Genomic DNA, 23,532 nt, shown 5'->3' on the forward strand with positions numbered 1-23,532 from the left:
GGAAAGGCATGACCGAGAGATTTCATTTGGAGCGTGTTGGCGCAGAAGATCCTGTAGATGAGAGTCGATTGTCCGGATTTGGGATGCTTGATTTGTTCCAATGCGAGGTTGAGTATCACTTTAGTACGGAAGGTATGAGTTTGGAAGAAGCAGAGTTATATATCCAGAACGTGCTGAATGACTTGCCGGATGAAACCATTAAAGACATATGCAAGCTAGCATGTGAATGGAAAACGGAGAAAATGTCGAGTGATACCGCGGACTATCCTGCTGGTTTGGCTGAAGCTGAGGGTAGGGACATTTTGGCGTTTATGTCGGTTGGTGAAGTTGAACTATATCGAAATCCTTACGACCCGAACGATAAGACCTTCGGAGCGATCCTGGGTGGAGGCACCGAATGGGACGCTGAAAATGGCATGGAAATCGTTATACACGGCGATAAGGTTCTTGAGTTGAGTGAGTATTTGGGCTACGGCGAATTTGCAATTTGGACTGAAACGAATGAAAACGAGTAAGTTCAGAAAGGATTAATAAGCATGGCGAACAGCGTATCAATGCCACGGAAAACAGAGTCTGTAATTTTAATCCATACGCATATCTAATGGGTTAACGTCAGTTTTTATAGAGGTGTTATCGATCAGTGGATCCATGTTTGCGAAGACGAATTGGGAGAGAGAGATGACGATCTGGTTGGCGCAGCAGGATCAGTCCATAGTTGGAATAGGGACGGTCGGTTTTGACATCGATGAGATGCCTTGGACTATAGACACTTTTGAAGAAGAAAAAGATTTTATGCTGCGCATGATCTCGAATGCAATCAAGGGAACAGGGTGGGAAAAATTAAGTTATGAACCACGTAAAGACTGGGTTATACACTGTTTGGAGCAATTTCGGCTAATTATTCATGCTTTTGATAAACAGAGTGTTGATATGAATAATTACCTGGAATGGTCCGAGATCGAAGAGGATGATGATCGACCGACTATTCCAAGAGGTTACCCGAAATGCGTAAAACATGAAATCTATTTGTCATGCCATGGTTGTATTTTATGTAACAATGGAAGTTAGTGAGGGGGGAAACTGAATGAGAGCCTATATCCAGACAGAAAAGAATGGCGATTTCTACAATGTAAATGCGTTTATTGCTAATGAAGGCTTCAGTACACTGGGATGGGAGACCATTAAGTTTTTTGACATACAAGAGATCGAGGATAACCATCCGGAAAGCTTGGTCGTTGGTGGAATTGGGAATGTAAGAGAGCGTCTTGAGCAATTGGGATTGGAAAGAAAACAAGGAGAAATAGATTATCCAGACGTCTTGGCAGGTTACCTGGGTAGAAAAGTATGGAGTACAACGATCCAGGAACTGTTTCAACATCAAGAGAATTGGCATGTGTTCATTAAGCCAAAAGATGTCACCAAAAAGTTTGCAGGAAAAGTGGTAAAAGAATACATAGATTTTATTGGACTGGTGGAAGAGAATGAGGATACAGGGATATGGTGTTCCGAAATCGTTGATTTCAAAACCGAGTGGCGCTGCTTTATTCGATATGGAGAAATTCTTGACATTAGACGCTATAAAGGGGTCTGGGATTCACAATTGGATACAAGCGTCATCGAAAGGGCAGTTAGCGATTTTAAGGATGCACCCGCTGCATATGGTATGGATTTTGGCATGGATCAGGAAGGAAACATGAAATTGGTAGAGATCAATGATGGCCATTCTTTAGGGACTTACGGAATAAGCCCTTTAAATTACGCGAAATTCCTCTCAGCCAGATGGGCAGAACTAACAGGGACTTCAGATTACCTAAGAGCCTTGTAGTCTAGAAATACCTAATCCTCATTTATCTAAAAGGAGGAGGGCTCATGAGAAACTCCAAGTTTACACCGTATTTAAGTTTTATTGGTTGTGGGTTAATTATCATGACACTGGCCATAAATCTTATTTTTAAATATGGAAGGGGATTGGATGAAGGTTCCCTTATGCTATTGTCGGTTGCCAATGCAGTGTCATTGTTTTTCACTTTAGTATGGGGATTGTTTGGGATTATTGAGTTGTATTTATTATTGAAATCGAATAAGAAACTTAAATCCCGATTGCATAATGGGAGGATCAGTAAAGAAGAGTTTATGAAATTAGCCAAAAATCATAAATTCAGTTTCGTTGTAAATATAAGTTATCTAGCTATGCTTTTAATTCAACTTGCATATGTCATTATGAATTGGGACGAGGTTAATGTTTAGGAGGAATTATAATTGAAAGCATTGTCGATCATTGGTATTGTGTTATTTACATTAACGTTTTTTATGATATTTGGACTAGGGCCAGAAGATCCTGATGGCGCAGCAATCTTTGGACTTTTCAGTATGCTGTACGCCATACCTTTCTCAATTGTAGTTTTGGTTAGAGCAAATAAATTAAAAAAACCACGTGTAAATGTTCACGAACAGCTTCTGCAATTAGGTGAGTTGAGAGAAAAAAATATCATTACTGAGTTTGAATTTGAGCAAAAGAAAGAGAAGCTGTTCTCTAAAATTAAGTAGTTCAGAGACAACTACATACCAAAATGGAGACTTACCTAAGATAAGAGTTATCAGGGAGGGTCTCCATTTTAATAATATCTTCGTTAATTAAATAATCTAAATCGACCTTACTCGTTCGTAATATTTATTGTTTCATCGATATTGGTCTTACCATCCCTTCCCAATGCCTGCACAACCATGTGGTGATGCAAAGACTTACCCGCAATATTCCACGTTATCTTCCAACCATCGTTCCCATTAGTATCGTAGCCAATTAGTTCTCGTTCTCCCCAAGTCTCTGTCCCTGTTGGAACGGCCCAGAAAAGAAGTGTTTCCGCGTTGGTCGCCTCAACTGTGACATTTAACTCTGTGCTATCTGTAGGAACTATAATCCAACCTTCTTTTTCGGGAAAGTTAGTCTCATGCTCTATTTGTCATGAGTATTACCTCTTTCTATATAGTGGTATTCACAAATCCTTCAGAGTAATTCCGTAACACTTGGTTTGACAATACGTTATATGCATGTAAACATAACAGTTAATAATTACAGTTTAAAATTAGTAAGGAGTTGTAAATCAGGATGGAACTCTTTGGAGCATTTATAGCTTTGATCCTATGTTTTATTGTGTTTTTTATCGTTGTAGCAGTTATACGCTATGCTATAGATTCATCAAAAACATCGAAAAGACTTGAGGATCTAATAAAAGAAGTACACTATTTGAGAACTGAAATTAAAAAACAAAATAACAATAAACAAGGTGATAATAAATATATTATTGACGAGAAAGTATAGGATGCCTATTCAAGAAGCCATACCTTGCATCATGCAGGTCGTATTATAGAAGGAGGATTAAGATGCAAAGTGATTTAATTGAACTCTTGGAAGAGAGGGATGAGAGGTACAAATGTTATGTTTTGAAATATACAGTCCAAATATTTAAGCAATCCATTAAGGATGAAGATTTAAAGGATGTCCGAATCTATATATCGACGACTATTCAGCTAGATGCAATTGCTGATTTAATAGATTCATATCTTCATTGGTTTACGGAGTGTGAGGCCGTATTTCGAAAATACTATGAGAACGAACTTCGTGAACAAGTACATAAGGATTGGTTTAATGAAATTGAAGTATATCGCGTGGACATCACATTTAATAGCAAAGAGGACTACGGAGCAACGATAGCCTGTGGAGACAATGTATTACAAGGTCACATTATGATTATTGATTTTGATCGAGAGCAAATCCAGGCGATCCACTTAAATGGATAGGCTATAACACCCGAAAGGAATTAAAGTTACGTGCAAAATGAAAAACAGGACTATTCCTCTAACGGGAATAAGTCCTGTTTCCATTTGCAACTACTCATACTCAATGATGATGATGCGCATGGGCATCCGGTGTTTCACCTTTGACGGTGCATAATATCGAGGTGTCGTGAAGATGCTTCTCAGACTCGACCTGCAAGGTCACATGCTTGATTTCTTTATGCTCCAGCAAATGCTCGATCTTCTGAACAAGCAACTCGGATGCATATACATCCATCGTTCCATCCACCACGATGTGAGCAGTCAGTGCGTTCAAGTTGCTGGTGATGGACCAGACATGCACGTCGTGAACGCCTTTGACACCATCTACCTTCTGAATCGTTTGCACAAGGTCACTCACATCGACATTCGCGGGCGTTCCCTCCATCAAGATATGCAAGGATGATTTGGTGACGAAGAATCCACTGCGCAGGACCAGTACGGCAACAATGACACTCGCGAGTGGATCGGCCCAGCCCCATCCGAAGAACATCATGAGCAAAGCCGCAACAATGGCGCCAACCGATCCCAGCATATCGCTGATGACGTGGAGATAAGCTCCACGCATGTTCAGGTTTTTCTCGGTGTCACTACCGCGCATCATGATCCATGCCACCAGAATATTGATAAGCAAGCCAATGATGCTGATGATCAACATGCCGACCGTTGCGACTTCTGGCGGGTTGATGAAGCGACCAATCGCTTCGTAAAAGATGTAGAGGGAGATAGCGATTAAGGTGACCCCATTTAACGTGGCTGCCAAAATCTCAAAGCGTCTGTACCCGTACGTTTTGCCTGTGTTCACCGCTTTTTCGCCAAAGGTGAACGCCAGCAAGGCAATCCCCAAAGCTATGGAATCAGACAACATATGACCTGCATCGGAGATGAGGGCCAAGCTGTTCGTCATGAATCCGCCAACGGCTTCAACAATCATATAAACGGTAATAATAATGAAGGAAAACAATAGTACTTTTTTGTTATTGGTATGAGCATGATTGTGTCCATGGTCATGATTGTGGTGATGTCCGGACATATGAAATCCTCTCCTTTGGAGCCGTGCTCCGGTATGTAATATGATTTCTTTTGTGACTAAAAGTGATTCTCGGCAACGATTAATTATTTAAAAGTGAACATATGAGCAACTATTCATATGTTATGTTTTTATTATAGGTGCGCCTAATAATAGTGTCAACCAGCTTTGAGAAAATATAAACATGACCGGTGCGCTCATTGCATGTTCGCTGGCGATTTATGTTGCTTTTGTGCTACCATCTGAGCAGGATCAAAGTCGCGGAAACTATATCAATAGAACTTACAGAAAAGGGGCGGACAACGACATGAAGAATCTGCTTCTGGCGGACGATGATGCCAATATTAGAGCACTTCTCCGGCATGTCATGACCAAGGAGGGGTACCGGGTGCATGAAGCACAGGATGGAGTGGTAGCGGTCAAGGTTATGCAAGAAACGCCGATCGATCTGGCGATTCTGGATGTGATGATGCCAGGTATGGACGGACTGGAGTTATGCGATTTCATTCGCCAGCATTATGACATTCCGATCATGCTGCTGACAGCACGAGATCAGCTATCCGACAAGCGGGATGGGTACTTAAGAGGTACGGATGAGTATGTGACAAAGCCGTTTGAACCCGAGGAACTGGTCTACCGGGTCAAAGCATTATTTCGCCGGTACCATCGCACGTCCAGTGATATCATTCGCATGAACCGCATCGTAATTGACCGGAACAATGTGGAGGTCTCCGACGGGCAATCGATTCTTTTTTTGCCAATGAAGGAGTTCGAATTGCTCTCCCAGCTGGCTCAATTCCCAGGCCGTTTGTTCTCGCGTGATGAACTGATTCGGTTGGTCTGGGGAGCGGATTACGAAGGAGATGATCGCACCGTGGATGTGCACATTAAGCGGCTGCGTGACCGTTTTGCCGATTATGCGGATGATTTTGTTATTCAGACGGTACGGGGGATTGGTTATAAGATTGAGGTGAAAGCGCATTGAGATCACTGTACTTTCGGGTATTCCTGATTACGATCGCGGTGATTCTGGTCAGCGCCATGCTAGGTTTTCTTTTATCCAATATTTATTATCATGCGAAGCTGAAGTCTTTCAATGATGAGAAGCTGGTGAGCATCGCAATGCAAATGAAGCAGTTTGTGGAGCAAGAACCCGCTACGGTGGAGCATTATCTGAATAATGCCGCAGCGCTCGGTTACGAAATCTATGTGACGGATGGAAAAGGGAAGGACCAATTCTATGGTCGTGAATTCCGCCAGAAGGATCTGGACAAGCAGGCTGTAGAACGGGTGCTGGGTGGTGAGGTTTACCACGGCGTCGCCGAGTTTCCCAGCAAACCGTTCATTACCGGGTTCTTTGATAATCAACTGAGCAATACCGTCGGTGTTCATCTGCAGATGGGCACTGCAAGTTATGCTCTGTTTATGCGTCCGGATGTCATTTTGCAATTCGGTGAACTGCGTATCTTTTTTGCGCTGATTGGCGCGTTTACGGTGGGCATTAGCATCCTGCTCTTCTTGATCAGTACCCGCTATCTGGTGAATCCGATTGAACGTCTGTCGGAGGCGACCAAGCGCATTGCCCAAGGGAACTATAATCTGAAATTACGTACCACGCGGCGCGACGAGATTGGACAGCTGGCCCAGCATTTCATGACCATGAGTCGTGAGTTGGAACGGGTAGATCAGGCACGTCAGCAGTTTGTATCCAATGTATCACATGAGATTCAGTCGCCTCTGACCTCCATTCAGGGATTTGCCCAATTGGTGGGGGATCGCGAACTGCCTGAACAAGAACGGGAGCACTATGCCTCGATTATTGAGGAAGAGAGTCGTCATCTGTCTTTGCTGAGTAAACAGTTGCTGCTGCTCTCCTCCCTTGAACAAGGCCATGAGGATTTGACGAAAGTGAAGTTCTCTCTGCAGGATCAGTTCCGCCAAGCGGTTCAGGTGCTGCAATGGCAGCTGGAAGAAAAAGAGCTGCTTCTACGGATTTCGGTACCCGAATCCATCCAGCTATATGGCAATGAAGTGCTGCTCATGCAGGTCTGGATGAATCTGTTGGGTAATGCTGTGAATCATCTTCCACAGGGGAGAAGCATCGAAATTCGTGCCGAGGAGATCAATGCCCAATGCATAATCCATATTCGGGATACAGGGGATGGGATTGCGGCGGAGCATTTGCCTTTCCTGTTTGATCGATTCTACCGGGTAGACCGTGCAAGAGAGCGTTCTTCCGGCCGAACCGGGCTTGGACTTGCCATTGTGCAGAAAATTATCCGAATCCATGACGGCACGATTGAGGTGTCCAGTTCAGCTGAAGGAACGGTCTTTACCGTGACGCTCCCGCAGATGTAATCTGTTATTCATTTGCCGTTCATTTTCGCCTCCTATACTTGGGTTATCAAGAGGAGGTCAGAGAATATGTACTTGGCTATTAGAGAGATGAGGTTTGCCAAAGGGCGGTATGCGTTAATTGCTACAATTATGGTGCTTGTTTCATTTCTGGTTTTATTTGTAACAGGTCTAGCACAGGGGCTGGCGTATGACAACGCGGCTTCGATCAAAAATATGGCAGCAACCCATTTTGTTCTGGAGCAGGATTCGAATCATCGTTTTACCCGGTCCCAGTTGGGGCAGGATGAGCTTGAACAGACGCGCTCCGTGGTAGGTCAAGAGAACGCTGAGCCGCTGGGTGTAAAAATGACAACCGTCAGTCCAGCTGGCGACACGAAGAAGGTCGATGTAGCGCTGTTCATGGTGAACCCGGAAGGCTGGCTCGTTCCAACCGTAACCGAAGGATCACCAATCAAGGATCTGAAGAATGGACAGGTTGTGGTGGATCACACGCTGTCTGAAGACGGCGTGAAGATTGGAACAGTACTGGTGGATAAAGCTTCGGGCAGGGAGTGGACGGTGGCCGGATTTGTGCAAAATGAGTCTTACAGTCACTCACCCGTTGTGTTCCTGAACGAGCAGGAATGGCTTGCTATTCAAGCCGGGTTACGTACTTCTCAAGGAACAGCGGACTCGAATGCTCCGGTTTACAGTGCCATTGCCATTAAGGGTGCAGGCGAGAAGGTGGACAGCCTTGGTGCGGCATTACCTAAGACGGAAGTGATTACGAAGTCCGATGCGGTATCGGCCATTCCTGGTTACAAAGAAGAGCAGGGCTCCCTGCTCATGATGATTGCCTTTTTATATGTGATCTCGGCGTTTGTGCTTGCGGTATTCTTTTACGTCATAACGATTCAGAAAACGAGTCAATTTGGTATTTTGAAAGCTATTGGAACACGAAATTCGTATCTGGCCGGCAGTGTATCATTACAAGTATTGGTCCTGTCCGTCGGCAGTCTGGTGATTAGTGTTCTGCTGGTTCAGCTGTTTGCGTCCATCTTGCCAGCTTCGATGCCGTTTCAATTAGGCTTGTCCACATTGGCCCTGACCTGCGCGTTATTTGTGATCATGTCTATGGCGGGTTCGTTATTCTCGGTGTGGAAGGTTACCAAAATTGATGCGCTTGATGCGATTGGGAGGACAGCAGCATGAGAAACCGATTGGTATTGCAGGGAATTACTCAGACCTTTGAAGATGGCGGGGTCAGACGGACGATATTGGATAAGCTGGACCTTGAGGTTGCCGAAGGGGAACTCGTCGCAGTGATGGGGCCTTCCGGCTCGGGTAAAAGCACATTTCTGTCCATTGCAGGTGCACTCCTTGAACCGACGAAGGGGCAGGTTCTGCTGGATGGAGCATCGATCATGGGCAAAAACACGCAGGACATTTCCGATGTGCGGCTTCAGCAGCTTGGGTTTATTTTTCAAAGCGCCAACCTGATTCCTTATCTGAAAGTGGAAGAACAATTGGCACTTGTCGCGAGGCTTGCTGGAACGGACAAGAACAAGATCGCGAAGCGAGTCGATGAGCTGCTTGATACGGTAGGCTTAACCCATCGGCGTAGGGCATATGCAGAGAAGCTGTCCGGCGGGGAACGCCAGCGGGTTGCCATTGCGAGAGCATTGATGAATGATCCAGCCGTATTGCTCGCGGATGAGCCGACAGCCAGTCTGGATGCGGAACGCGGACTGGATATTGTGAGCATGATTGCACGGCTCGTGAAGGAGCAAGGCAAGAGTGCGGTGATGGTTACGCATGATGAGCGGATTTTGCCGCTATGTGATCGGGTTCTATTTTTGGAAAATGGGAAACTCGTACACCATTAGCGCATGTGTAAACATGTTTTAGTTCAACTGATATAACCTTAGAAGGTCCATGGATTCCCGATGGGAAAGGTGGCCTTCTTTTTTCTTTTTTGATCTATAATGAAGGATAGAATATAGATGGAAGATTTATTTTACATAGAAAGGATTGGATAGAAGATGAAGACTTTGGATCAGGAACAATTCCCGGCGCTCAGTACATCGATTCATTGGGGGATTGTTAAAGCGGAGTTTAAACTGAATGACATCGTGGATGAAACGCTGGTAAGCAATGTGAGTATCATCCCGTTTGTCGGGGAACAAGTGGTTGTTTTTCAGATCGATAATGGGAAATGGGAGTTGCCCGGAGGTACGTTGGAGGCAGGAGAGAATTATATGGATGGACTGAAACGTGAAGTGATGGAGGAGCTCGGAGCCAAATTGATCACGTATCAGTTGTTTGGGCAATTTCATTGCATGTCGAGTGCGTCTGAACCGTATAGACCGCATATTCCGCATCCTCATTTTGTGAGACTCATTGGCTATGGAGAGGTTGAACTTGTGGGCCAACCGTTAAATCCGGTGGATGGGGAACAGGTGATTGCCGTAGAGGTTGTAGATATTGGTGAAGCGATTAAGAGATTTGAAGAACAGAATAGATATGACATTGCGGAAATGTACCAATTGGCTTATGTGCTGCGCGAAGGAAGCAAACGTGAGTAGCAAGAGACATGTTTCGGTTAGAAAAAGAATAATTAAGAGCCAGGCATTAGACAAAGTCTTAAACATATGATTAGGTAATATCTATTCAATTATGTTGGGGAGGATATCCTAAAACTATGTTACCTATGGAGGAATATTTCGGAAAGTTAGAGCTCGTTTTTTCATTCTATGGGGCTATGCCTACAGGCGTTAGTGTATCAGAAACTGGGCGCATCTTCATTTGCTTTCCGAAATGGGGAGATGACGTTAGATTTACGGTAGCGGAAATTGTTGAGGGTCAGTTGCAGCCTTATCCAAATTTAGAAACGAATTTGATAAACCCTTTGAATATCAGTATGTCCTTCGTCAGTGTCCAAAGTGTAATTGCGGATGGAAGGGGAACTCTGTGGGTATTGGATACGGGTGCACCAAATTTTTCTGAGCCTGTTAAAGGAGGAGCCAAATTAGTCGCTGTAGATTTAAAAACAAATACATTAAGAAAAGTATATACGTTTGCAGAAGATGTAGTTTTGCCGACAACGTATCTGAATGACGTCCGATTTGATTTTCGTGTGGGTAAAGCAGGTTACGCCTATATAACGGATTCTTCTTCCAGAGGTCCAGGTGCTATTATCGTTGTTGATTTAGAAAACGGAAATGCGTATAGACGGTTAGATGGAGCAAGGTCAACCTCACCCGATCCGTATTTTGTGCCGAAAGTGGAAGGTAAAATTTTGATGAATCGAAACACGGATGGTTCGACATCTCCCTTTCAATTGGCCTCTGATGGTATAGCGATTTCCCCAGATGGAAAAATGTTATTTTACTGTCCACTATCCAGTCGTTATCTATACTCGATCTCAACAGAAGCCCTAAGAGACAGAACGATACCGGATTTCAATTTAAGTTATCTTGTGCAGTATTGGGGAGAAAAGGGTGCATCTGATGGATTGATAACGGATGCAAAAGGAAACGTTTATGCTGGTGACTATGAAAACGATAGTATTCGAAAAATATTGCCAAATGGAATAATGGAAACCATCGCACATGATCCGAGAATTTTATGGCCGGATACGTTTTCTATTGGTCCGGATCAACACTTATATGTAATTGTGAACCAATTACATAGACAGGCAAGATTTCATTATGGAAAAGACATGCGACAAAAACCTTATAGTTTACTTCGTTTGAAAATTGATGAATTACCTGCTCCTACCTTTGGATAAATGTATCCCACTTACAAAGCAGACTCTATTTGTGTAGAAAATGCATTTTATAATTTTATGGTTTTAAAGATTATGAAGGCTGTCGAGCGGCAGCCTGTTCAACTAACAGAGTTATAGGTAAAACAAGGAAATATATGTGGAATTCTAGAATATTTAAATTCAGTTTATTATATCGTTTTTTAGGCCTGATCCAATTTGTTAGGAGTGATAACGAGTGCGTATCGAAAACGAGAAAATGTACCCTGAGTGTGAAATGATTAAGAGGACAGTAGAGGTTGGCGGACTTACAAAAAAGCAACTTTTTCAAAAATTGCAACAAAACTCTATCATGATGAATGAATTGGGAGAGAAGCTATTAATTGATGATCAATTTACAACTTCTGATACAAAGTACAGTCTGCAGACCGTTGAACTAACCGTTGGTGAACTTGGTTTTCCTGATGGAGCTACTACGGGTCAGATCTTTAAAAGAGCAAGCGAATTAGATTTGGAATTGTGCCCGCTTGAGCTGGGGCCTCACCTAAGACTGGTGTATCTGGATCAGCCTGAAGGTTATTCGGTAAATCCTATACAACGACATCGAGCTCCAGTGGGCTCTATCACAATTGCATCAGAGATACTAACCGAAGACGAAGATTTTCCGAGTGGGTTTTATCTTAGACGAATTAACGACGTGTTGTGGCTGCGTGGATACCGTGCTGATCATCTGCACGTTTGGAACCCTGATGATCATTTTATCTTTAGTCAAACCAAAAAGACCTTGAAGGAAATTGAAAATGGTGCGTAAGAAGTCGATTAAAATATTCAGACGCGCCATAGTTAGTATCCTTTTAATCGTAATCCTCGCTCTGATCTTTCCCACATGGACCCCTGGGATCAAGGGAGAGAATAGTATCAGCACGTTAGGACAGGTTGAGATCAATGGTGCAGGTCATGAGGTTATGATTCGCGGGACGGACCGGAACAATCCGATTCTTATTTTCGTGCATGGTGGTCCTGGTTGCTCCGAGATTCCTTATGTAAGGAAATACCAAGAGGAGTTGGAGAAACATTTCACCATTGTGCATTATGATCAGCGTGGAAGCGGAAAGTCATATCATTTGTTGGAGGATTATTCAGGTTTGACCTCGGATATGCTTGTCGATGATTTGCTCGCTTTAACGGATAATGTTACTAACGAGCTGGGACAAGAGAAGGTTGTGCTGGTCGGTCATTCATTTGGTACATACATAGGAACAAAAGCGGCAGCCAAAGCACCGGACAAATTCATGGTTTATATAGGCATTGGACAAATGGCGGATACTCCTCAGAGTGAGCTGGATAGTTTGGAATATACGATCACGCAAGCGAAACAAGCAGGCAATACAGAAGATGTGGAAAGTTTGGAGCTTCTTCGCCATTCAATCGAGCGAGGAGAACAGTACACGCCAAGAGATCTGGTTCGCAAGTATGGCGGTGCAGCCAGGCTGATTGACGATAACAAGGATTATACGCTTGGCTTTCTACTGGGAACCGAATATAATGCGCTGGATGTGATTCGGTATTCCATGGGAGTACAGGCTACACAGGAAATTCTCATGAAGGAAGAATCTGCCAACCATTTGCCAGACATTGTAGATCAACTGGAGCTTCCGACTTATTTTGTTATGGGGAAATATGATTATATGACATCTGTGAAAGCGGCACGAGAGTATTTCAATATACTTGGAGCTCCCGAAAAAGATTTTGTTGTATTTGAAGAGTCGGCCCATTACCCACAGTTCGAGGAGAAAGAACGATTTGCAGCGTGGTTGATCGGGATAGTAGACCGTTTGAAATAAAGTAATTCAGGGAAAAGATTTTGACTTTGAATAAGCGAGGGATCTTGATGGAGCAACTTAATACTAAACTCACAACTAGACTTGCATTACCGGAGGAAGCACCAAGTGTGTTGAACCTATGGCAAGAGTCTGCTCGGTGGCTGAACTCCAAAGAGATATATCAATGGCGTCCGGAGTACTTCAATTCGGAACAAGTCATTGAATTCATGAATGATGGATCAGAAGTATATCTTGCTGAAATGAATCATGAAGTCGTAGGCACGTACACCTTAACATGGTCAGATCCCTTGATTTGGAAAGAACTCGACAACACCAATTCCGGATACATACACCGATTCGCAGTGAATAGAGATTTGAAAGGACAAAATATAGGCCTACTCCTTCTAAAATCAGCAGAAGAGAATATTAGACATAAAGGCAAGACCTTGATCAGGCTGGATTGCATGGCAGATAATCTTAGACTTAATCAATACTACAAGGATTATGGATTCCAATATATCCGAAGAGTGGAACTGGGGAGCTGGAGTGCCAGTCTATATGAAAAACAATGATGTTGTCCTCTATACAGTTTCGTTTCGTTAAGTCGTACGTGTATAAGAAGGGGGTCTATTTATGCTTTTATCCTATTATCCAATGAGATTAATTGATGCGGAAAGAATCGTTACCTGGAAGTATGATCATGAATACGAAATGTACAGTTTCTCTGATTCCGATGAAGATATTCATGAGTTGATGAATGGAGAGTACTTTTCAGTCCTGGATGAACGGGAGAGGTTAGTAGGATTTATTTGTTGCGGGGGATCAGCTCGTGTGCCGGGAGGAACCGCAATCGGACTGTATCAAGAAGAAAGATATCTGGATATAGGCCTCGGATTAGATCCAGATCTGACAGGGCAAAAGATAGGATCTGTATTCCTTAAACAAAGTTTAGTATTCTTGCAAAACCAATTTAAACGTTCTCAGTTTCGGCTGGTTGTCGCCTCATTCAATGAGCGAGCAATTAAAGTGTATGAGCGGACAGGCTTTAAAAGAGATAAGGAGTTTTATAGCAAAGTGAATGACGAAGACATGTTATTTATCAGTATGAAAATGAAAATGCCAGTCTACTCTTTTGAAGAAATAACAGAACAGGATTTGACTGAGGTCAGGGAAATATATAATTACTATGTATCCAACACGACCATCTCATTTCATACCGAGGAATTGACTCTGGAAGAAATCAAAGCATCTGTCATGAACCCAAATCCGCGGTTTAAATCGTTTGTCATTAATGAAAAGAACGAAATGAAAGGCTACGTGCTAATTACCCAATACAAGAGCAAACAAGCCTATGATTTCTCGGCTGAAGTAACGATTTATTTGAAACCGGGCATCGTAGGGAAAGGTATTGGCGGAAAAGCGTTAAGTTTTATAGAGGATGTTGCACGTGAGCAAGGATTCTACACATTGATTGCTACCGTTTGTATGGAAAACACACGCAGTATATCCTTATTTGAAAAGCATGGATATGAGCAATGTGCGATGTTTAAAGGCGTGGGATATAAGTTTGAGCGAAGACTGGATATTGGTAGTTTTCAAAAGGTGTTATAGCCTATGAATAATATTCAATATAATCTAAAATTCGAAAAACTCATCACTGAATTAGATCTTGGTGAGTTGATCAGTAAGCCCAAGGCAATCTCGGGTGGGCTTTTACATCGCATGTATGCCATTGAAACCACGCAAGCTAAATATGCTGTGAAAGCACTGAATCCTCAAATTATGAGTAGACCTATAGCTATGCAGAATTATATCCAATCCGAAAAAATAGCAAGCTTGGCAGCAAATTTTATCCATGCTCAACCTGCCAAAGTGATAAACGGTTCTTCAATGCAAATATTAGATAATCAATGCTATCTTATATTTGACTGGATTGATGGTGAAAGTTTGGAGCTTCATGAACTAACCGAAACTCATTGTGAGCATATGGGCATGATTCTTGCGGATATTCATAAAACTGATTTTTCGCAACTTCAAATTCCTAATCTTCAGTTGGATCATTCGAAAGAAACAGATTGGACTTATTATCTAAACAAAGGGCAGAAAGAAGACTCTGATTGGACGCTTCTATTAGGTAATAACCTTCAAAAGCTATATGAGTGGAGTGCTCAGGCAAAAAAATCATCAGTCATGCTGGGATCAGATACAGTTATTAGTCATAGAGATCTGGAGCCTAAGAACGTGATGTGGCAGCAGAACAATCCCATCATTATTGATTGGGAATCAGCGGGTTATATCAATCCGATGCATGATCTGGTGGAAACAGCTATGTATTGGTCTGTAGATCACACCGGAAACGTGTGCAAAGAAAGGTTCATAGCTTTTATAGATGGATATCGGTCTCGAGTTGGGAATTTAAACGCCAATTGGAGAATGGTTCTCGAAAATGGTTTTGCCGGAAAGTTGGACTGGCTCGAATACAGTCTAAAACGCTCCTTGTGGATTGAATGTACTGACAATGAAGAACAACAAATGGGAACATCACAAGTTACATGGACTATAGAGGCTTTAAAACAATACGAGGATATGATCTCAGATGTTGAGAACTGGTTGAGTATCTAAATCCGAGATAACTGTTATCTGATAAAACGGAAAGGAGAGACTCACATGGCAAAAACTAAAGGAACATTAAGAACATGCGAACAAGGGCATGCCTATTACAAAAGTAGCGATTGTCCAACCTGTCCGGTCTGTGAGAAGGAACGAAAACCGAAAGAGGGATTTCTTGCATTGCTGTCTGCACCCGCCAGACGAGCGCTGGAGAATCAGGGAATTATAACGTTGCAGCTACTCTCGCAATACACTGAAAAAGAGATTTTGAAGCTGCATGGAATTGGGCCATCAGCGATGCCAAAACTTCGACAAGCGCTCGAAGAAGAGGGATTATCCTTTAATAAGTAACCCTCTTCTTTTTTAATTTCCACTAATCCAAACCGGAAACCATTTCCTCAACCGTTACCTGGTACAACAGATTCCTTTAATAGAGGAGTAAACGGATCTGCCTTGCTTGAACGTTATATGCAGATATGCCATCTCTGCACGAGTTAAGTACAGTATGGTGGAAGAATACGTTGCTGAACATGGCAGAAGTATAGCTAAGGTTTTCATTTTCCGAATCATGACCTGAATTGGTGAATTTTGTATCGTTTTACTCCTCTGTGATGTACAATAAAGAAGTTGTGACAAAACCCGATAACAATGAAAGGTAGCAGCAGGGAGCTATCAGGGAAGTACTAGACAGATACATACAGAGTATCAAAAGAGGTTGAAAGTAACACGTAGCATGTTGAGAACTACAGTAGAGTAATCATCTCAGAATGACAAAACAGAATAAGGAGTGTTATTAGTGGAACCACATGTAGAGGAGTCGAAGGTAGACTATCGACCATTAGGTGTATCGGGACTTGGGGGATGGTTGATCCTCATTCAAATCGGACTTTTTCTTACAATCATTTTGCTCGCAATACAACTATTTCAATATAGTTTGCCAGCAGTGACTACAGAGTCATGGGAGTTGTTAACTTCAGATCAATCGGACTATTATCACCCGTTATGGGGCCCGGTCATCATTTTTGAAACAGTATATAATGCGCTATTTTTAATGTTTAGCATATACACTGTCATTGCTTTTTATAGAAAAAAATCGATATTCCCTCGTCTTATGATTATGTTTTATAGTGTCAGTCTAGTTGTGGGTATTATTGACTATTTATTGCTGCTTCAGATTCCGATGGCCAGAGAGCTTGAAGATGGGAGTTCGGTAAGAGATATTGTAAAGTCGGTACTTACCTGTGCCATATGGATTCCTTACTTTATTAAATCAGAACGAGTTCATAATACGTTTGTCAGATAAAAACATAAGCCCCGACCTAAGATGGAAGATTTAAGGCCGGGGTTTGTTATAAGAGGATTCAAATTGAGGAGGAGAAATCTTGAAGATTTTCTTAGTAAGGCATGGGATGGATGAGGAGGGATACAGAGGTGGCTGGAGTCAGCGAGGACTCATTGAGCAAGGTATTATTCAATCGGAGAGGCTCGGAGTTTATCTGTATCATCATTCAGAGCAATATAAGATCAATACGGTGATTAGCAGTGACCTCCCACGTGCAGTACAGACTACAAAAGAGCTTGAAAAAAGGCTGGATATAAAAGCGCATTACCTGAAGGACTGGAGAGAAATGAACAACGGAGATTTGGCTGGCATGCCAAACAAGGAAGCTGAAGTGAACTATGCAGGAGTTTATTTTAACAAGCTTGGAATGGATACCCCGTTTCCAGGAGGAGAAAGCCCTCGAAATTTTTATAACAGAATATGTACATCCTTTCGAAATTTATGCCAGAGTATAGAGGAGCACAAGGTCGAATCCAATGTTCTGTTGGTTACGCACGGTGGAGTAATTAACATACTTTATTATCTCTTAGGACACCAAAATTGGACTAATACATCGGAGTTTCATTCTATAGGGAATACCAGTGTTCATACGGTTGAAAAAGGACTAAATGGTTGGGAGTTTAGCAGCATGAATATGATGAATCATCTAGGTTAGAAAATGATGAGATAAGCCATAATGGATTTTATCGAATTGATGCCAATCTAATTCTATTAAAAGAAGTCACCAAAGACGAGATTATATCCACCATAACTAGACTATACCTGGAAGATTATTATAGAGAATTGAAGCCGTTGGATGAAGGAAACGTAATGAGTTTAAATCTTATAAAAATAAATTACGTTCAATTACGCTACAATGGAATGAAATGGAAGTCTAAGGAGGTTGTCGATATGAGTGATAAACCGAGTGATTTGTTGCGCGGGTTGAAGTCCTTGTCTGGACCTTTTCCGTCTTGGGATACCGAGCTGTTACCGGATCGACCTGGGGAGCTTTTTTTGGATTGGCTGAGACTGGCTATTGATTATGAGGTGAAAGAACCTCATGCGATGACGATCTCGACAGTGGACTCGAATGGTTTTCCAGATGCACGAGTATTAATCTTGAAAGACTTAGTTGACGAAGCTTTTTATTTTGCATCTGGCTCGGAGAGTCGAAAAGGTCAGCAGCTGGATAAAAATCGGCAGGTGGCACTGACCTTTTATTGGCCAGCCCTAGGCAGACAGATTCGAGTAAGGGGGACCGCTGAGGATATGGGAGAGGAAGCGGGGGCGGCCGATTTTAGGAAAAGATCGGTAGGGGCACGCGCAGTTGCGATGACAGGAAGGCAGAGTCAGGAGCTTGAGAGCGAGGAAGAATTGGAACGTGCCATTACCGCTCAGAAGGAACGAATCAGCCAAGATCCTGATGTTATTACGCCGAATTGGAGACTGTACGCCGTGAACGCACAGGAAGTTGAATTCTGGCAGGGAGACCCGGAGCGGAAGCATCTGCGAATCCAATATGTTCTGCATCAAGGGCAATGGAAGCACCAGAAGTTATGGCCGTGATTTTATAAAGGGGGAATATGTGTGAGTCGTAGAACTACAGGGACACTTCTGCTGGTCATAGCGGCATTTCTGTACGGTGTTCGATATTTAACTGCTGCTATTTTTGGTTCTGGTGTAGCTTCATGGAGTTCGGACTTGTTCCAGGAGATGTTGAATTATGTTGGGACTGCTCCGAGAAATTGGAGTATAGTTGCTTTAATCCTGGGGTTGTTCTATTTAATATGGGCGGAATATGAAGCAACCAGCTCCAAGATCAAAGAAAGTATCAAGCGATTTGTGAGTCATGGAATTGTAGATCAAGAAGCGGAAAGCCGGAACAACACAGAATAACGGGACAAAGTGATTCCTTATAAGCAACGGCAGCAAAACTAATTTGAATAACCCGGGGAGGCATACAAATGAAGTCTATTGAAAGCTATTTCGACCCATTTCCGGTATTGGAAACTGAACGAACCTTCCTTAGACCCATTACCTATGATGATCTGGATGAGATGTACCGTTATTGCGCGGTTCCTGCTGTATCCGAGTACACAACCTGGGATGCACATCAGAGCAAGGAGGATACCAAAGCCTTTATTGATTTTGTCATGAGTCGATATGAGGTGGATAAGCTGGGACCATGGGGGATCGAGGATAAACAAACGAAGAAGCTGATTGGCAGTTGCAACTATTTGGGGTGCGACAGCAACAGTATGAGGGTGGAATTGGGTTATGTGTTATCCAACGAGTACTGGGGTCGAGGCATCATGACGGAAGCGGTTAGCCGAATCATTCAATTTGGATTTGAAGACATCGGGTTGGAACGAATTCAGGCTAAATGTCTGGTCGGAAACATCGGTTCCGCAAAGGTCATGGAAAAGACCGGCATGAAATTCGAAGGAGTTTTACGGAATTATATGAAAATAAAAAACGAAATTCAGGATTTGAAAATGTATGCGATGACCAGAGAAGATTTTCAATTGTTATAACCTGCTGAACATGTTTGAAAGGAATGTTAATGTTGACCAAAGGAATACTATTTGTTGTTCTTTTTATGACTCTTTTAAGTAACTCTGAAGTATCCGATAGTCTGTCCGAAGTCTCTAATCTGCCTCCTGCGCCTATGATATTTACAGAAGAAGAATTTAAAGTTCAGAATAAAGCAAAGAATATCACCATTCAAATCGGAGATACTCGAGCAGAGGTTGAGCAGCAGTTGGGGAAACACGTGGATTATTATTATCATACGAATGTTTACCAATACACAGGTATGTGGATTCATTACAAAGAAGGAATTGTGGATGGAATCGTGATCGATGATGCGGCAGCAAACTCCAAAAAATATAAAACGCCAAGTGGCATAGGTTATGGCAGTACAATTCAAGAAGTAATCCAGCAATACGGAAAGAAAGCCTTTATTGATTCTAATCAAAGAAAAGTACGCTCAATTACGTATCTCATGGAGAGAGATAAACAAGGCAACTACAGTGTAATAACGTCATTTGATAAATTCGCACTTGAAGGAGGCTATGAAAATTTGATGATTTTATCCATGGTGCTTGATCAGCAAAGACGTGTGTCATTCTTGATGATCGCAGACTATGAATTTGCATATCATCCTGAACATAGATGGACTGAAACTCAATAAAATGGCTGGGGGTTACTCTGTTCTTCACATCCCAACGTACATAATGTCATATCGAGCATCGACCGGGATCCGCTATAATCTCCAAGTTGAAAAAACATGGATAAGGAATCGGGAGGCACATCAAATTGACAGCGAAAAACAGATATAAATCACTGGAGCTTGAAACACCCGGCGTATATGAATTGGAAGGACTGGAGGTCGGTGTGACCTCCAATTGCAATTACAAATGCGACTATTGCTGCGCATACAATCGGGACGATGGGCAATGCATAAGCGGTCAGGAGGTTATCCGAATTATCCGTGAACTTCCTCAGCTCAAGCGGGTGCGTTTATCCGGGGGAGAGGTGACCCTGAAATATCAGGGTTGCCTGGAGATTGTGAACTATTGCGGGGCACATGGCATCGACACGCAGTTAAATACCAATGCCAGCCTGCTGACGGAAGAACGAATTCATGCCTTGCGTGATGCGGGCTTATCCAATATTCATATTTCGTTCAATTATACGGACCCGGATGCATATGCCGCCTATTATCGTGTACATCCCCGCATGTATGAGCGATTGGAGCACAACATCCGTCTTTGTACTGAGGCGGGGCTGGAAACCGTATTGGAGACGCTGCTATTTGAAGGTACCCAGGCAAACATGCAGGCCATTAGCGATAAAGTCTATGATCTGGGTGTACGCATCCATGAAATCCAGAACAGCATCTTGATGCCGCATAGCCAGTGGAGCCAGATTGTCACCAAGGAGTCACTCATCCACTCCGTAAACGAGCTAATCAAGCACAAGAAGCAAGATATGACGTTATATTTTACCTGTATGGTTCGTTTTGCCGAAAAATTGGGTTTGAATGAACAGCCGGGTGTGTACTTCTCCAATTGTGTGGATGGAACCAAACAGCTTCATTTGCATGGCAACGGGGATATTCTCATTTGTGAGTTATGCCATCCAGTTGTCATTGGTAATATCTATCAGGGAACGTCCTTGAAGGATATTTATACCAAACAGCCGCAATCGTTAACGGATTATCTGGAAAAGCAGCCCTGCCCTGCATACGATGCTCTTTTTGCAGGCGAACAACAACGTTTATAAAAGGCGGTTCAACTCTGAACTGTGCCTGTTGGGTTTATACATATGTAGGATAAAATCCATTCATCATCATTTAATCAGAAGGTTGCATGATCTCCTCGACGGAGACAGCGCGATCTTCTTTTTTTGCGTTCTCATGTTTCAGATTCATTTAAGCTATCCGACCTATCATGAGCCTTAAGAACTTTATTAAGAGGTGAATTTCACGTATGACGATGCACAGAGAACCCAACCAGCGCAACAATGAGAACAACAAACTTAACACGAAACCCAAGTCCAGACGGAAATGGATGATCCTTACGCTTGTCATCATACTGGGGCTAGGCACAGTGATATACAGTTTGGCGAACCGGTATTTGATTCGACATGTAGAAGTAGTAGTGGCAGACGATAACACTGCAGCGGTCAGCAGCGATTCAAACACGGCTGAGGTTAACGCAACCGAAGTGAATGCAACGTCAGATGACTGGAACTACTCCAGCGATGATATGCAGGTCAAGATCGACAAAGTGCAGACGAGTTCCGGCTCGGACCAGATTACGTATTACGTCGCAGATGTACAGATGACGGACGCGAGCAGTCTGAAATCGGCTTTGGCAGATAACAGCTTTGGCACGAATATTACCGAAAACACTTCAGAAATTGCAGCGGCCAACAATGCGATCTTTGCAATCAATGGAGACTACTACGGTTTCCGCGACGATGGCGTGATTATCCGTAATGGTACGGTATATCGGGATGATCCGGTGCGTGATGCGATGGCGCTATTCAGTGACGGTACGATGAAGACGTACAACGAAACGGAAGTTTCCTCATCGGAACTGCTGGCAGAAGGTGCGACGAATACATTATCTTTTGGACCGATTCTGATACAGAACGGTGAGATTGTAAGTGATTTTAGCAGTGTGAAAATTGATAACAACTTTGGTAACCGATCGATCCAGGATGCGAACCCAAGAACCGGGATCGGTATGATTGCCCCCAATCATTATATGTTCGTTGTGGTGGACGGACGGCAGGATGACAGCCGCGGCATGACACTCGCTGAGCTTGCAGATGTCATGAAAGGTCTTGGAGCAACAGAAGCCTACAATCTGGACGGCGGCGGTTCATCCACCATGTACTTCATGGGTCGGGTTGTCAACAATCCACTGGGCAAAAATCAGGAACGTGGCGTAAGTGACATCCTTTATCTGAAGGAGGGGCAATAATCATGACGATATTAATTCCATCATACGAACCGGATGTTCGTTTATTAAATCTCGTTTTACAGTTGCAGACGTTTAAGTTAGGACCCATTGTTATTGTAGATGATGGCAGCGGCCCAGGTTATCGGGGGATTTTCGAGACGGCAGAAGCCTATGGGTGCACGGTCCTGACACATACGGTCAATTTGGGCAAGGGACGTGCGCTCAAGACAGGCTTTCAACATATCAAGGAACATGGGCCACAGGGCGGAATTGTGTGCGCGGACAGTGACGGACAGCATCTCCCACATGATATCAAACGCATTTTTGATGTACTATTGGAGCAGACCATCCCCGGCATGGTACTGGGTAGCCGTCGTTTTAGTGGAGCCATTCCAGAGCGCAGTCGTTTCGGAAATACGGTCACACGAGGTGTCTTTTCTCTCACAACAGGTACTAAAGTATATGATACACAGACAGGCCTGCGAGGTTTTCCGTACTCCATGCTGGACTGGCTGTGTCAGATTCCGGGGGAACGATTTGAATACGAGATGAACATGCTGCTAACAGCGCATAAAGAAGGGTATGAGATTACGGAAGAGTTTATTGATACGGTCTATCTGGATCATAACAAATCCTCTCATTTTCGCCCGTTGGTCGATTCATTCCGCATTTATATGCCGATTCTGATGTTCAGTACGTCTTCGGTGTTATCGGCCCTGATTGATTTTGGCTTATTGTTCGTGATTCAATATTTCACGCATAATCTGTTCCTATCGGTGGTTGCAGCGAGACTTTGCAGCTCCATCTTCAACTATACGATCAATCGGAAGTATGTATTTTCAACCGGGAAAACGTCTAGGGTCCGTCAGTCTTTACCGAAATACTTCTCGCTGGTCATTCTGGTTCTGCTGTTAAATTACGGATTGCTATACTTCTACAATGAAAAGCTCATTATCCCGCTGATTGCAGCCAAGCTGTTAACCGAGGTGTCGATCTTTGTGTTCAGCTATTGGGCGCAGCGCAGATTTGTGTATTAAACTCAAACTCAGAGAGAGTAAGCATACCGCTTGCTCTCTTTTTTTCAATCAAAACCGTTTCATGTTAACTGTGTTATGGGGTACGATGGAGGTAGTTGGGATTTTCCTCTAATCGCAGTTGCCCCCAAATTTCAAATGATGTTTTAGCCGAAGAAATTAGGGGGCAAAGGCGAACGCTGACGCTTTTCCGGAATTGCTTCGTGCTCACCCCTACCTCATAAACCAAAAGAAGACATGGCCACTCGAAAGAATATCTGCGCTTCTTGGTTAACAAAAAAAGGTCGAGAACAGGGTGAA

Annotated in this window: 29 protein-coding genes; 28 read left to right on the forward strand and 1 reads right to left on the reverse strand. The window is 43.2% G+C overall.

Annotated features, from left to right (window positions below; all coding sequences use genetic code 11):
• The first annotated feature begins 8 nt into the window (after positions 1-8).
• The 7 genes from P364_RS0100150 (at position 9) to P364_RS0100180 (ending at position 3,798) form a co-directional block, all read left to right on the forward strand.
• Positions 9-515 (forward strand): DUF6985 domain-containing protein, encoded by a 507-nt coding sequence (locus P364_RS0100150; RefSeq protein ID WP_024628152.1) that lies wholly within the window; start codon positions 9-11, stop codon positions 513-515.
• Positions 516-678: 163 nt separating this feature from the next.
• A complete protein-coding gene (locus P364_RS34940) occupies positions 679-1,068 on the forward strand; it encodes a hypothetical protein (protein WP_328285941.1) in 390 nt (129 codons plus the stop codon).
• Between the two features lie 16 nt (positions 1,069-1,084).
• Positions 1,085-1,825, forward strand: coding sequence for an ATP-grasp domain-containing protein (locus tag P364_RS0100160; RefSeq protein WP_024628153.1), 741 nt, complete (start codon positions 1,085-1,087; stop codon positions 1,823-1,825).
• Between the two features lie 44 nt (positions 1,826-1,869).
• Complete coding sequence (locus P364_RS0100165) at positions 1,870-2,247, forward strand: hypothetical protein (protein WP_024628154.1); 378 nt, start codon at positions 1,870-1,872, stop codon at positions 2,245-2,247.
• A gap of 12 nt (positions 2,248-2,259) precedes the next feature.
• A complete protein-coding gene (locus P364_RS0100170; RefSeq protein WP_024628155.1) occupies positions 2,260-2,547 on the forward strand; it encodes an SHOCT domain-containing protein in 288 nt (95 codons plus the stop codon).
• A gap of 559 nt (positions 2,548-3,106) precedes the next feature.
• A complete protein-coding gene (locus tag P364_RS0100175; protein ID WP_024628156.1) occupies positions 3,107-3,319 on the forward strand; it encodes a hypothetical protein in 213 nt (70 codons plus the stop codon).
• Positions 3,320-3,381: 62 nt separating this feature from the next.
• A complete protein-coding gene (locus P364_RS0100180; protein WP_024628157.1) occupies positions 3,382-3,798 on the forward strand; it encodes a hypothetical protein in 417 nt (138 codons plus the stop codon).
• A 100-nt stretch (positions 3,799-3,898) separates the two neighbouring features.
• Here the strand turns inward: P364_RS0100180 and P364_RS0100185 are convergent, their stop codons facing one another.
• Entirely contained in the window at positions 3,899-4,867 is a 969-nt protein-coding gene (locus tag P364_RS0100185; RefSeq protein ID WP_024628158.1) for a cation diffusion facilitator family transporter, read from the reverse strand.
• Between the two features lie 304 nt (positions 4,868-5,171).
• On the opposite strand from P364_RS0100185, the gene P364_RS0100190 reads away from it, so the two are divergent.
• The 21 genes from P364_RS0100190 to P364_RS0100295 all read left to right on the forward strand — a co-directional run bounded on the left by P364_RS0100190 (position 5,172) and on the right by P364_RS0100295 (position 23,235).
• On the forward strand, positions 5,172-5,849 hold the full coding sequence (locus tag P364_RS0100190; protein WP_024628159.1) for a response regulator transcription factor: 678 nt from the start codon (positions 5,172-5,174) through the stop codon (positions 5,847-5,849).
• Positions 5,846-7,222, forward strand: a complete 1,377-nt coding sequence (locus tag P364_RS0100195) for a sensor histidine kinase (RefSeq protein WP_024628160.1) — start codon at positions 5,846-5,848, stop codon at positions 7,220-7,222. Before P364_RS0100190 ends, P364_RS0100195 begins: the two co-directional genes overlap by 4 nt.
• Positions 7,223-7,288: 66 nt before the next feature.
• Complete coding sequence (locus P364_RS0100200; RefSeq protein WP_024628161.1) at positions 7,289-8,413, forward strand: ABC transporter permease; 1,125 nt, start codon at positions 7,289-7,291, stop codon at positions 8,411-8,413.
• Positions 8,410-9,087: an ABC transporter ATP-binding protein gene (locus P364_RS0100205; RefSeq protein WP_024628162.1), complete on the forward strand. Its 678-nt coding sequence runs from the start codon at positions 8,410-8,412 to the stop codon at positions 9,085-9,087. Before P364_RS0100200 ends, P364_RS0100205 begins: the two co-directional genes overlap by 4 nt.
• A gap of 156 nt (positions 9,088-9,243) precedes the next feature.
• Complete coding sequence (locus tag P364_RS0100210) at positions 9,244-9,786, forward strand: NUDIX hydrolase (protein ID WP_024628163.1); 543 nt, start codon at positions 9,244-9,246, stop codon at positions 9,784-9,786.
• Positions 9,787-9,902: 116 nt separating this feature from the next.
• Complete coding sequence (locus P364_RS0100215; protein ID WP_024628164.1) at positions 9,903-10,991, forward strand: L-dopachrome tautomerase-related protein; 1,089 nt, start codon at positions 9,903-9,905, stop codon at positions 10,989-10,991.
• Positions 10,992-11,226: 235 nt separating this feature from the next.
• Positions 11,227-11,778 (forward strand): hypothetical protein, encoded by a 552-nt coding sequence (locus P364_RS0100220; protein WP_029880608.1) that lies wholly within the window; start codon positions 11,227-11,229, stop codon positions 11,776-11,778.
• Positions 11,768-12,811: an alpha/beta fold hydrolase gene (locus P364_RS0100225; RefSeq protein ID WP_052016437.1), complete on the forward strand. Its 1,044-nt coding sequence runs from the start codon at positions 11,768-11,770 to the stop codon at positions 12,809-12,811. The genes P364_RS0100220 and P364_RS0100225 overlap by 11 nt, the downstream gene beginning before the upstream one ends.
• Positions 12,812-12,858: 47 nt before the next feature.
• Positions 12,859-13,362, forward strand: coding sequence for a GNAT family N-acetyltransferase (locus tag P364_RS0100230; RefSeq protein ID WP_029880610.1), 504 nt, complete (start codon positions 12,859-12,861; stop codon positions 13,360-13,362).
• Positions 13,363-13,423: 61 nt separating this feature from the next.
• A complete protein-coding gene (locus tag P364_RS36695) occupies positions 13,424-14,401 on the forward strand; it encodes a GNAT family N-acetyltransferase (RefSeq protein WP_081717878.1) in 978 nt (325 codons plus the stop codon).
• 3 nt (positions 14,402-14,404) lie between these two features.
• Complete coding sequence (locus P364_RS0100245) at positions 14,405-15,412, forward strand: phosphotransferase (RefSeq protein WP_024628168.1); 1,008 nt, start codon at positions 14,405-14,407, stop codon at positions 15,410-15,412.
• 45 nt (positions 15,413-15,457) lie between these two features.
• A complete protein-coding gene (locus P364_RS0100250) occupies positions 15,458-15,751 on the forward strand; it encodes an RNA polymerase alpha subunit C-terminal domain-containing protein (RefSeq protein ID WP_024628169.1) in 294 nt (97 codons plus the stop codon).
• Positions 15,752-16,196: 445 nt separating this feature from the next.
• Complete coding sequence (locus P364_RS0100255) at positions 16,197-16,703, forward strand: DUF2569 domain-containing protein (RefSeq protein ID WP_024628170.1); 507 nt, start codon at positions 16,197-16,199, stop codon at positions 16,701-16,703.
• A gap of 79 nt (positions 16,704-16,782) precedes the next feature.
• Positions 16,783-17,397, forward strand: a complete 615-nt coding sequence (locus tag P364_RS0100260; protein WP_024628171.1) for a histidine phosphatase family protein — start codon at positions 16,783-16,785, stop codon at positions 17,395-17,397.
• A gap of 236 nt (positions 17,398-17,633) precedes the next feature.
• The gene (locus P364_RS0100265) at positions 17,634-18,290 is read left to right on the forward strand and encodes a pyridoxine/pyridoxamine 5'-phosphate oxidase (protein ID WP_024628172.1); all 657 of its coding nucleotides are present in this window, start codon (positions 17,634-17,636) and stop codon (positions 18,288-18,290) included.
• A 21-nt stretch (positions 18,291-18,311) separates the two neighbouring features.
• Positions 18,312-18,620, forward strand: a complete 309-nt coding sequence (locus P364_RS0100270) for a hypothetical protein (protein WP_024628173.1) — start codon at positions 18,312-18,314, stop codon at positions 18,618-18,620.
• Positions 18,621-18,688: 68 nt separating this feature from the next.
• Positions 18,689-19,258, forward strand: a complete 570-nt coding sequence (locus tag P364_RS0100275; protein ID WP_024628174.1) for a GNAT family N-acetyltransferase — start codon at positions 18,689-18,691, stop codon at positions 19,256-19,258.
• A gap of 29 nt (positions 19,259-19,287) precedes the next feature.
• Entirely contained in the window at positions 19,288-19,917 is a 630-nt protein-coding gene (locus P364_RS0100280) for a hypothetical protein (protein ID WP_024628175.1), read from the forward strand.
• A gap of 125 nt (positions 19,918-20,042) precedes the next feature.
• Complete coding sequence (locus tag P364_RS0100285; protein ID WP_024628176.1) at positions 20,043-21,011, forward strand: radical SAM protein; 969 nt, start codon at positions 20,043-20,045, stop codon at positions 21,009-21,011.
• Between the two features lie 206 nt (positions 21,012-21,217).
• Positions 21,218-22,219, forward strand: coding sequence for a phosphodiester glycosidase family protein (locus tag P364_RS0100290; RefSeq protein WP_024628177.1), 1,002 nt, complete (start codon positions 21,218-21,220; stop codon positions 22,217-22,219).
• A gap of 2 nt (positions 22,220-22,221) precedes the next feature.
• Positions 22,222-23,235 carry a bifunctional glycosyltransferase family 2/GtrA family protein gene (locus P364_RS0100295; protein WP_024628178.1) on the forward strand — a complete coding sequence of 338 codons (1,014 nt, stop codon included), beginning with the start codon at positions 22,222-22,224 and terminating at the stop codon, positions 23,233-23,235.
• Positions 23,236-23,532: the final 297 nt, after the last annotated feature.

The organism is Paenibacillus sp. MAEPY2, assembly GCF_000499205.1.
Lineage (GTDB): Bacteria > Bacillota > Bacilli > Paenibacillales > Paenibacillaceae > Paenibacillus > Paenibacillus vandeheii.

Excerpts from the sequence above, each read along its gene's own strand:
- P364_RS0100150 (WP_024628152.1), top strand. The coding sequence starts at position 9 with ATGACCGAGAGATTTCATTTGGAGCGTGTTGGCGCAGAAGATCCTGTA.
- P364_RS34940 (WP_328285941.1), top strand. The coding sequence starts at position 679 with ATGACGATCTGGTTGGCGCAGCAGGATCAGTCCATAGTTGGAATAGGG.
- P364_RS0100160 (WP_024628153.1), top strand. The coding sequence starts at position 1,085 with ATGAGAGCCTATATCCAGACAGAAAAGAATGGCGATTTCTACAATGTA.
- P364_RS0100165 (WP_024628154.1), top strand. The coding sequence starts at position 1,870 with ATGAGAAACTCCAAGTTTACACCGTATTTAAGTTTTATTGGTTGTGGG.
- P364_RS0100175 (WP_024628156.1), top strand. The coding sequence starts at position 3,107 with ATGGAACTCTTTGGAGCATTTATAGCTTTGATCCTATGTTTTATTGTG.
- P364_RS0100180 (WP_024628157.1), top strand. The coding sequence starts at position 3,382 with ATGCAAAGTGATTTAATTGAACTCTTGGAAGAGAGGGATGAGAGGTAC.
- P364_RS0100185 (WP_024628158.1), bottom strand. The coding sequence starts at position 4,867 with ATGTCCGGACATCACCACAATCATGACCATGGACACAATCATGCTCAT.
- P364_RS0100190 (WP_024628159.1), top strand. The coding sequence starts at position 5,172 with ATGAAGAATCTGCTTCTGGCGGACGATGATGCCAATATTAGAGCACTT.
- P364_RS0100200 (WP_024628161.1), top strand. The coding sequence starts at position 7,289 with ATGTACTTGGCTATTAGAGAGATGAGGTTTGCCAAAGGGCGGTATGCG.
- P364_RS0100205 (WP_024628162.1), top strand. The coding sequence starts at position 8,410 with ATGAGAAACCGATTGGTATTGCAGGGAATTACTCAGACCTTTGAAGAT.
- P364_RS0100210 (WP_024628163.1), top strand. The coding sequence starts at position 9,244 with ATGAAGACTTTGGATCAGGAACAATTCCCGGCGCTCAGTACATCGATT.
- P364_RS0100215 (WP_024628164.1), top strand. The coding sequence starts at position 9,903 with ATGTTACCTATGGAGGAATATTTCGGAAAGTTAGAGCTCGTTTTTTCA.
- P364_RS0100220 (WP_029880608.1), top strand. The coding sequence starts at position 11,227 with ATGTACCCTGAGTGTGAAATGATTAAGAGGACAGTAGAGGTTGGCGGA.
- P364_RS0100225 (WP_052016437.1), top strand. The coding sequence starts at position 11,768 with ATGGTGCGTAAGAAGTCGATTAAAATATTCAGACGCGCCATAGTTAGT.
- P364_RS0100230 (WP_029880610.1), top strand. The coding sequence starts at position 12,859 with ATGGAGCAACTTAATACTAAACTCACAACTAGACTTGCATTACCGGAG.
- P364_RS36695 (WP_081717878.1), top strand. The coding sequence starts at position 13,424 with ATGCTTTTATCCTATTATCCAATGAGATTAATTGATGCGGAAAGAATC.
- P364_RS0100245 (WP_024628168.1), top strand. The coding sequence starts at position 14,405 with ATGAATAATATTCAATATAATCTAAAATTCGAAAAACTCATCACTGAA.
- P364_RS0100250 (WP_024628169.1), top strand. The coding sequence starts at position 15,458 with ATGGCAAAAACTAAAGGAACATTAAGAACATGCGAACAAGGGCATGCC.
- P364_RS0100265 (WP_024628172.1), top strand. The coding sequence starts at position 17,634 with ATGAGTGATAAACCGAGTGATTTGTTGCGCGGGTTGAAGTCCTTGTCT.
- P364_RS0100275 (WP_024628174.1), top strand. The coding sequence starts at position 18,689 with ATGAAGTCTATTGAAAGCTATTTCGACCCATTTCCGGTATTGGAAACT.
- P364_RS0100280 (WP_024628175.1), top strand. The coding sequence starts at position 19,288 with ATGTTGACCAAAGGAATACTATTTGTTGTTCTTTTTATGACTCTTTTA.
- P364_RS0100290 (WP_024628177.1), top strand. The coding sequence starts at position 21,218 with ATGACGATGCACAGAGAACCCAACCAGCGCAACAATGAGAACAACAAA.
- P364_RS0100295 (WP_024628178.1), top strand. The coding sequence starts at position 22,222 with ATGACGATATTAATTCCATCATACGAACCGGATGTTCGTTTATTAAAT.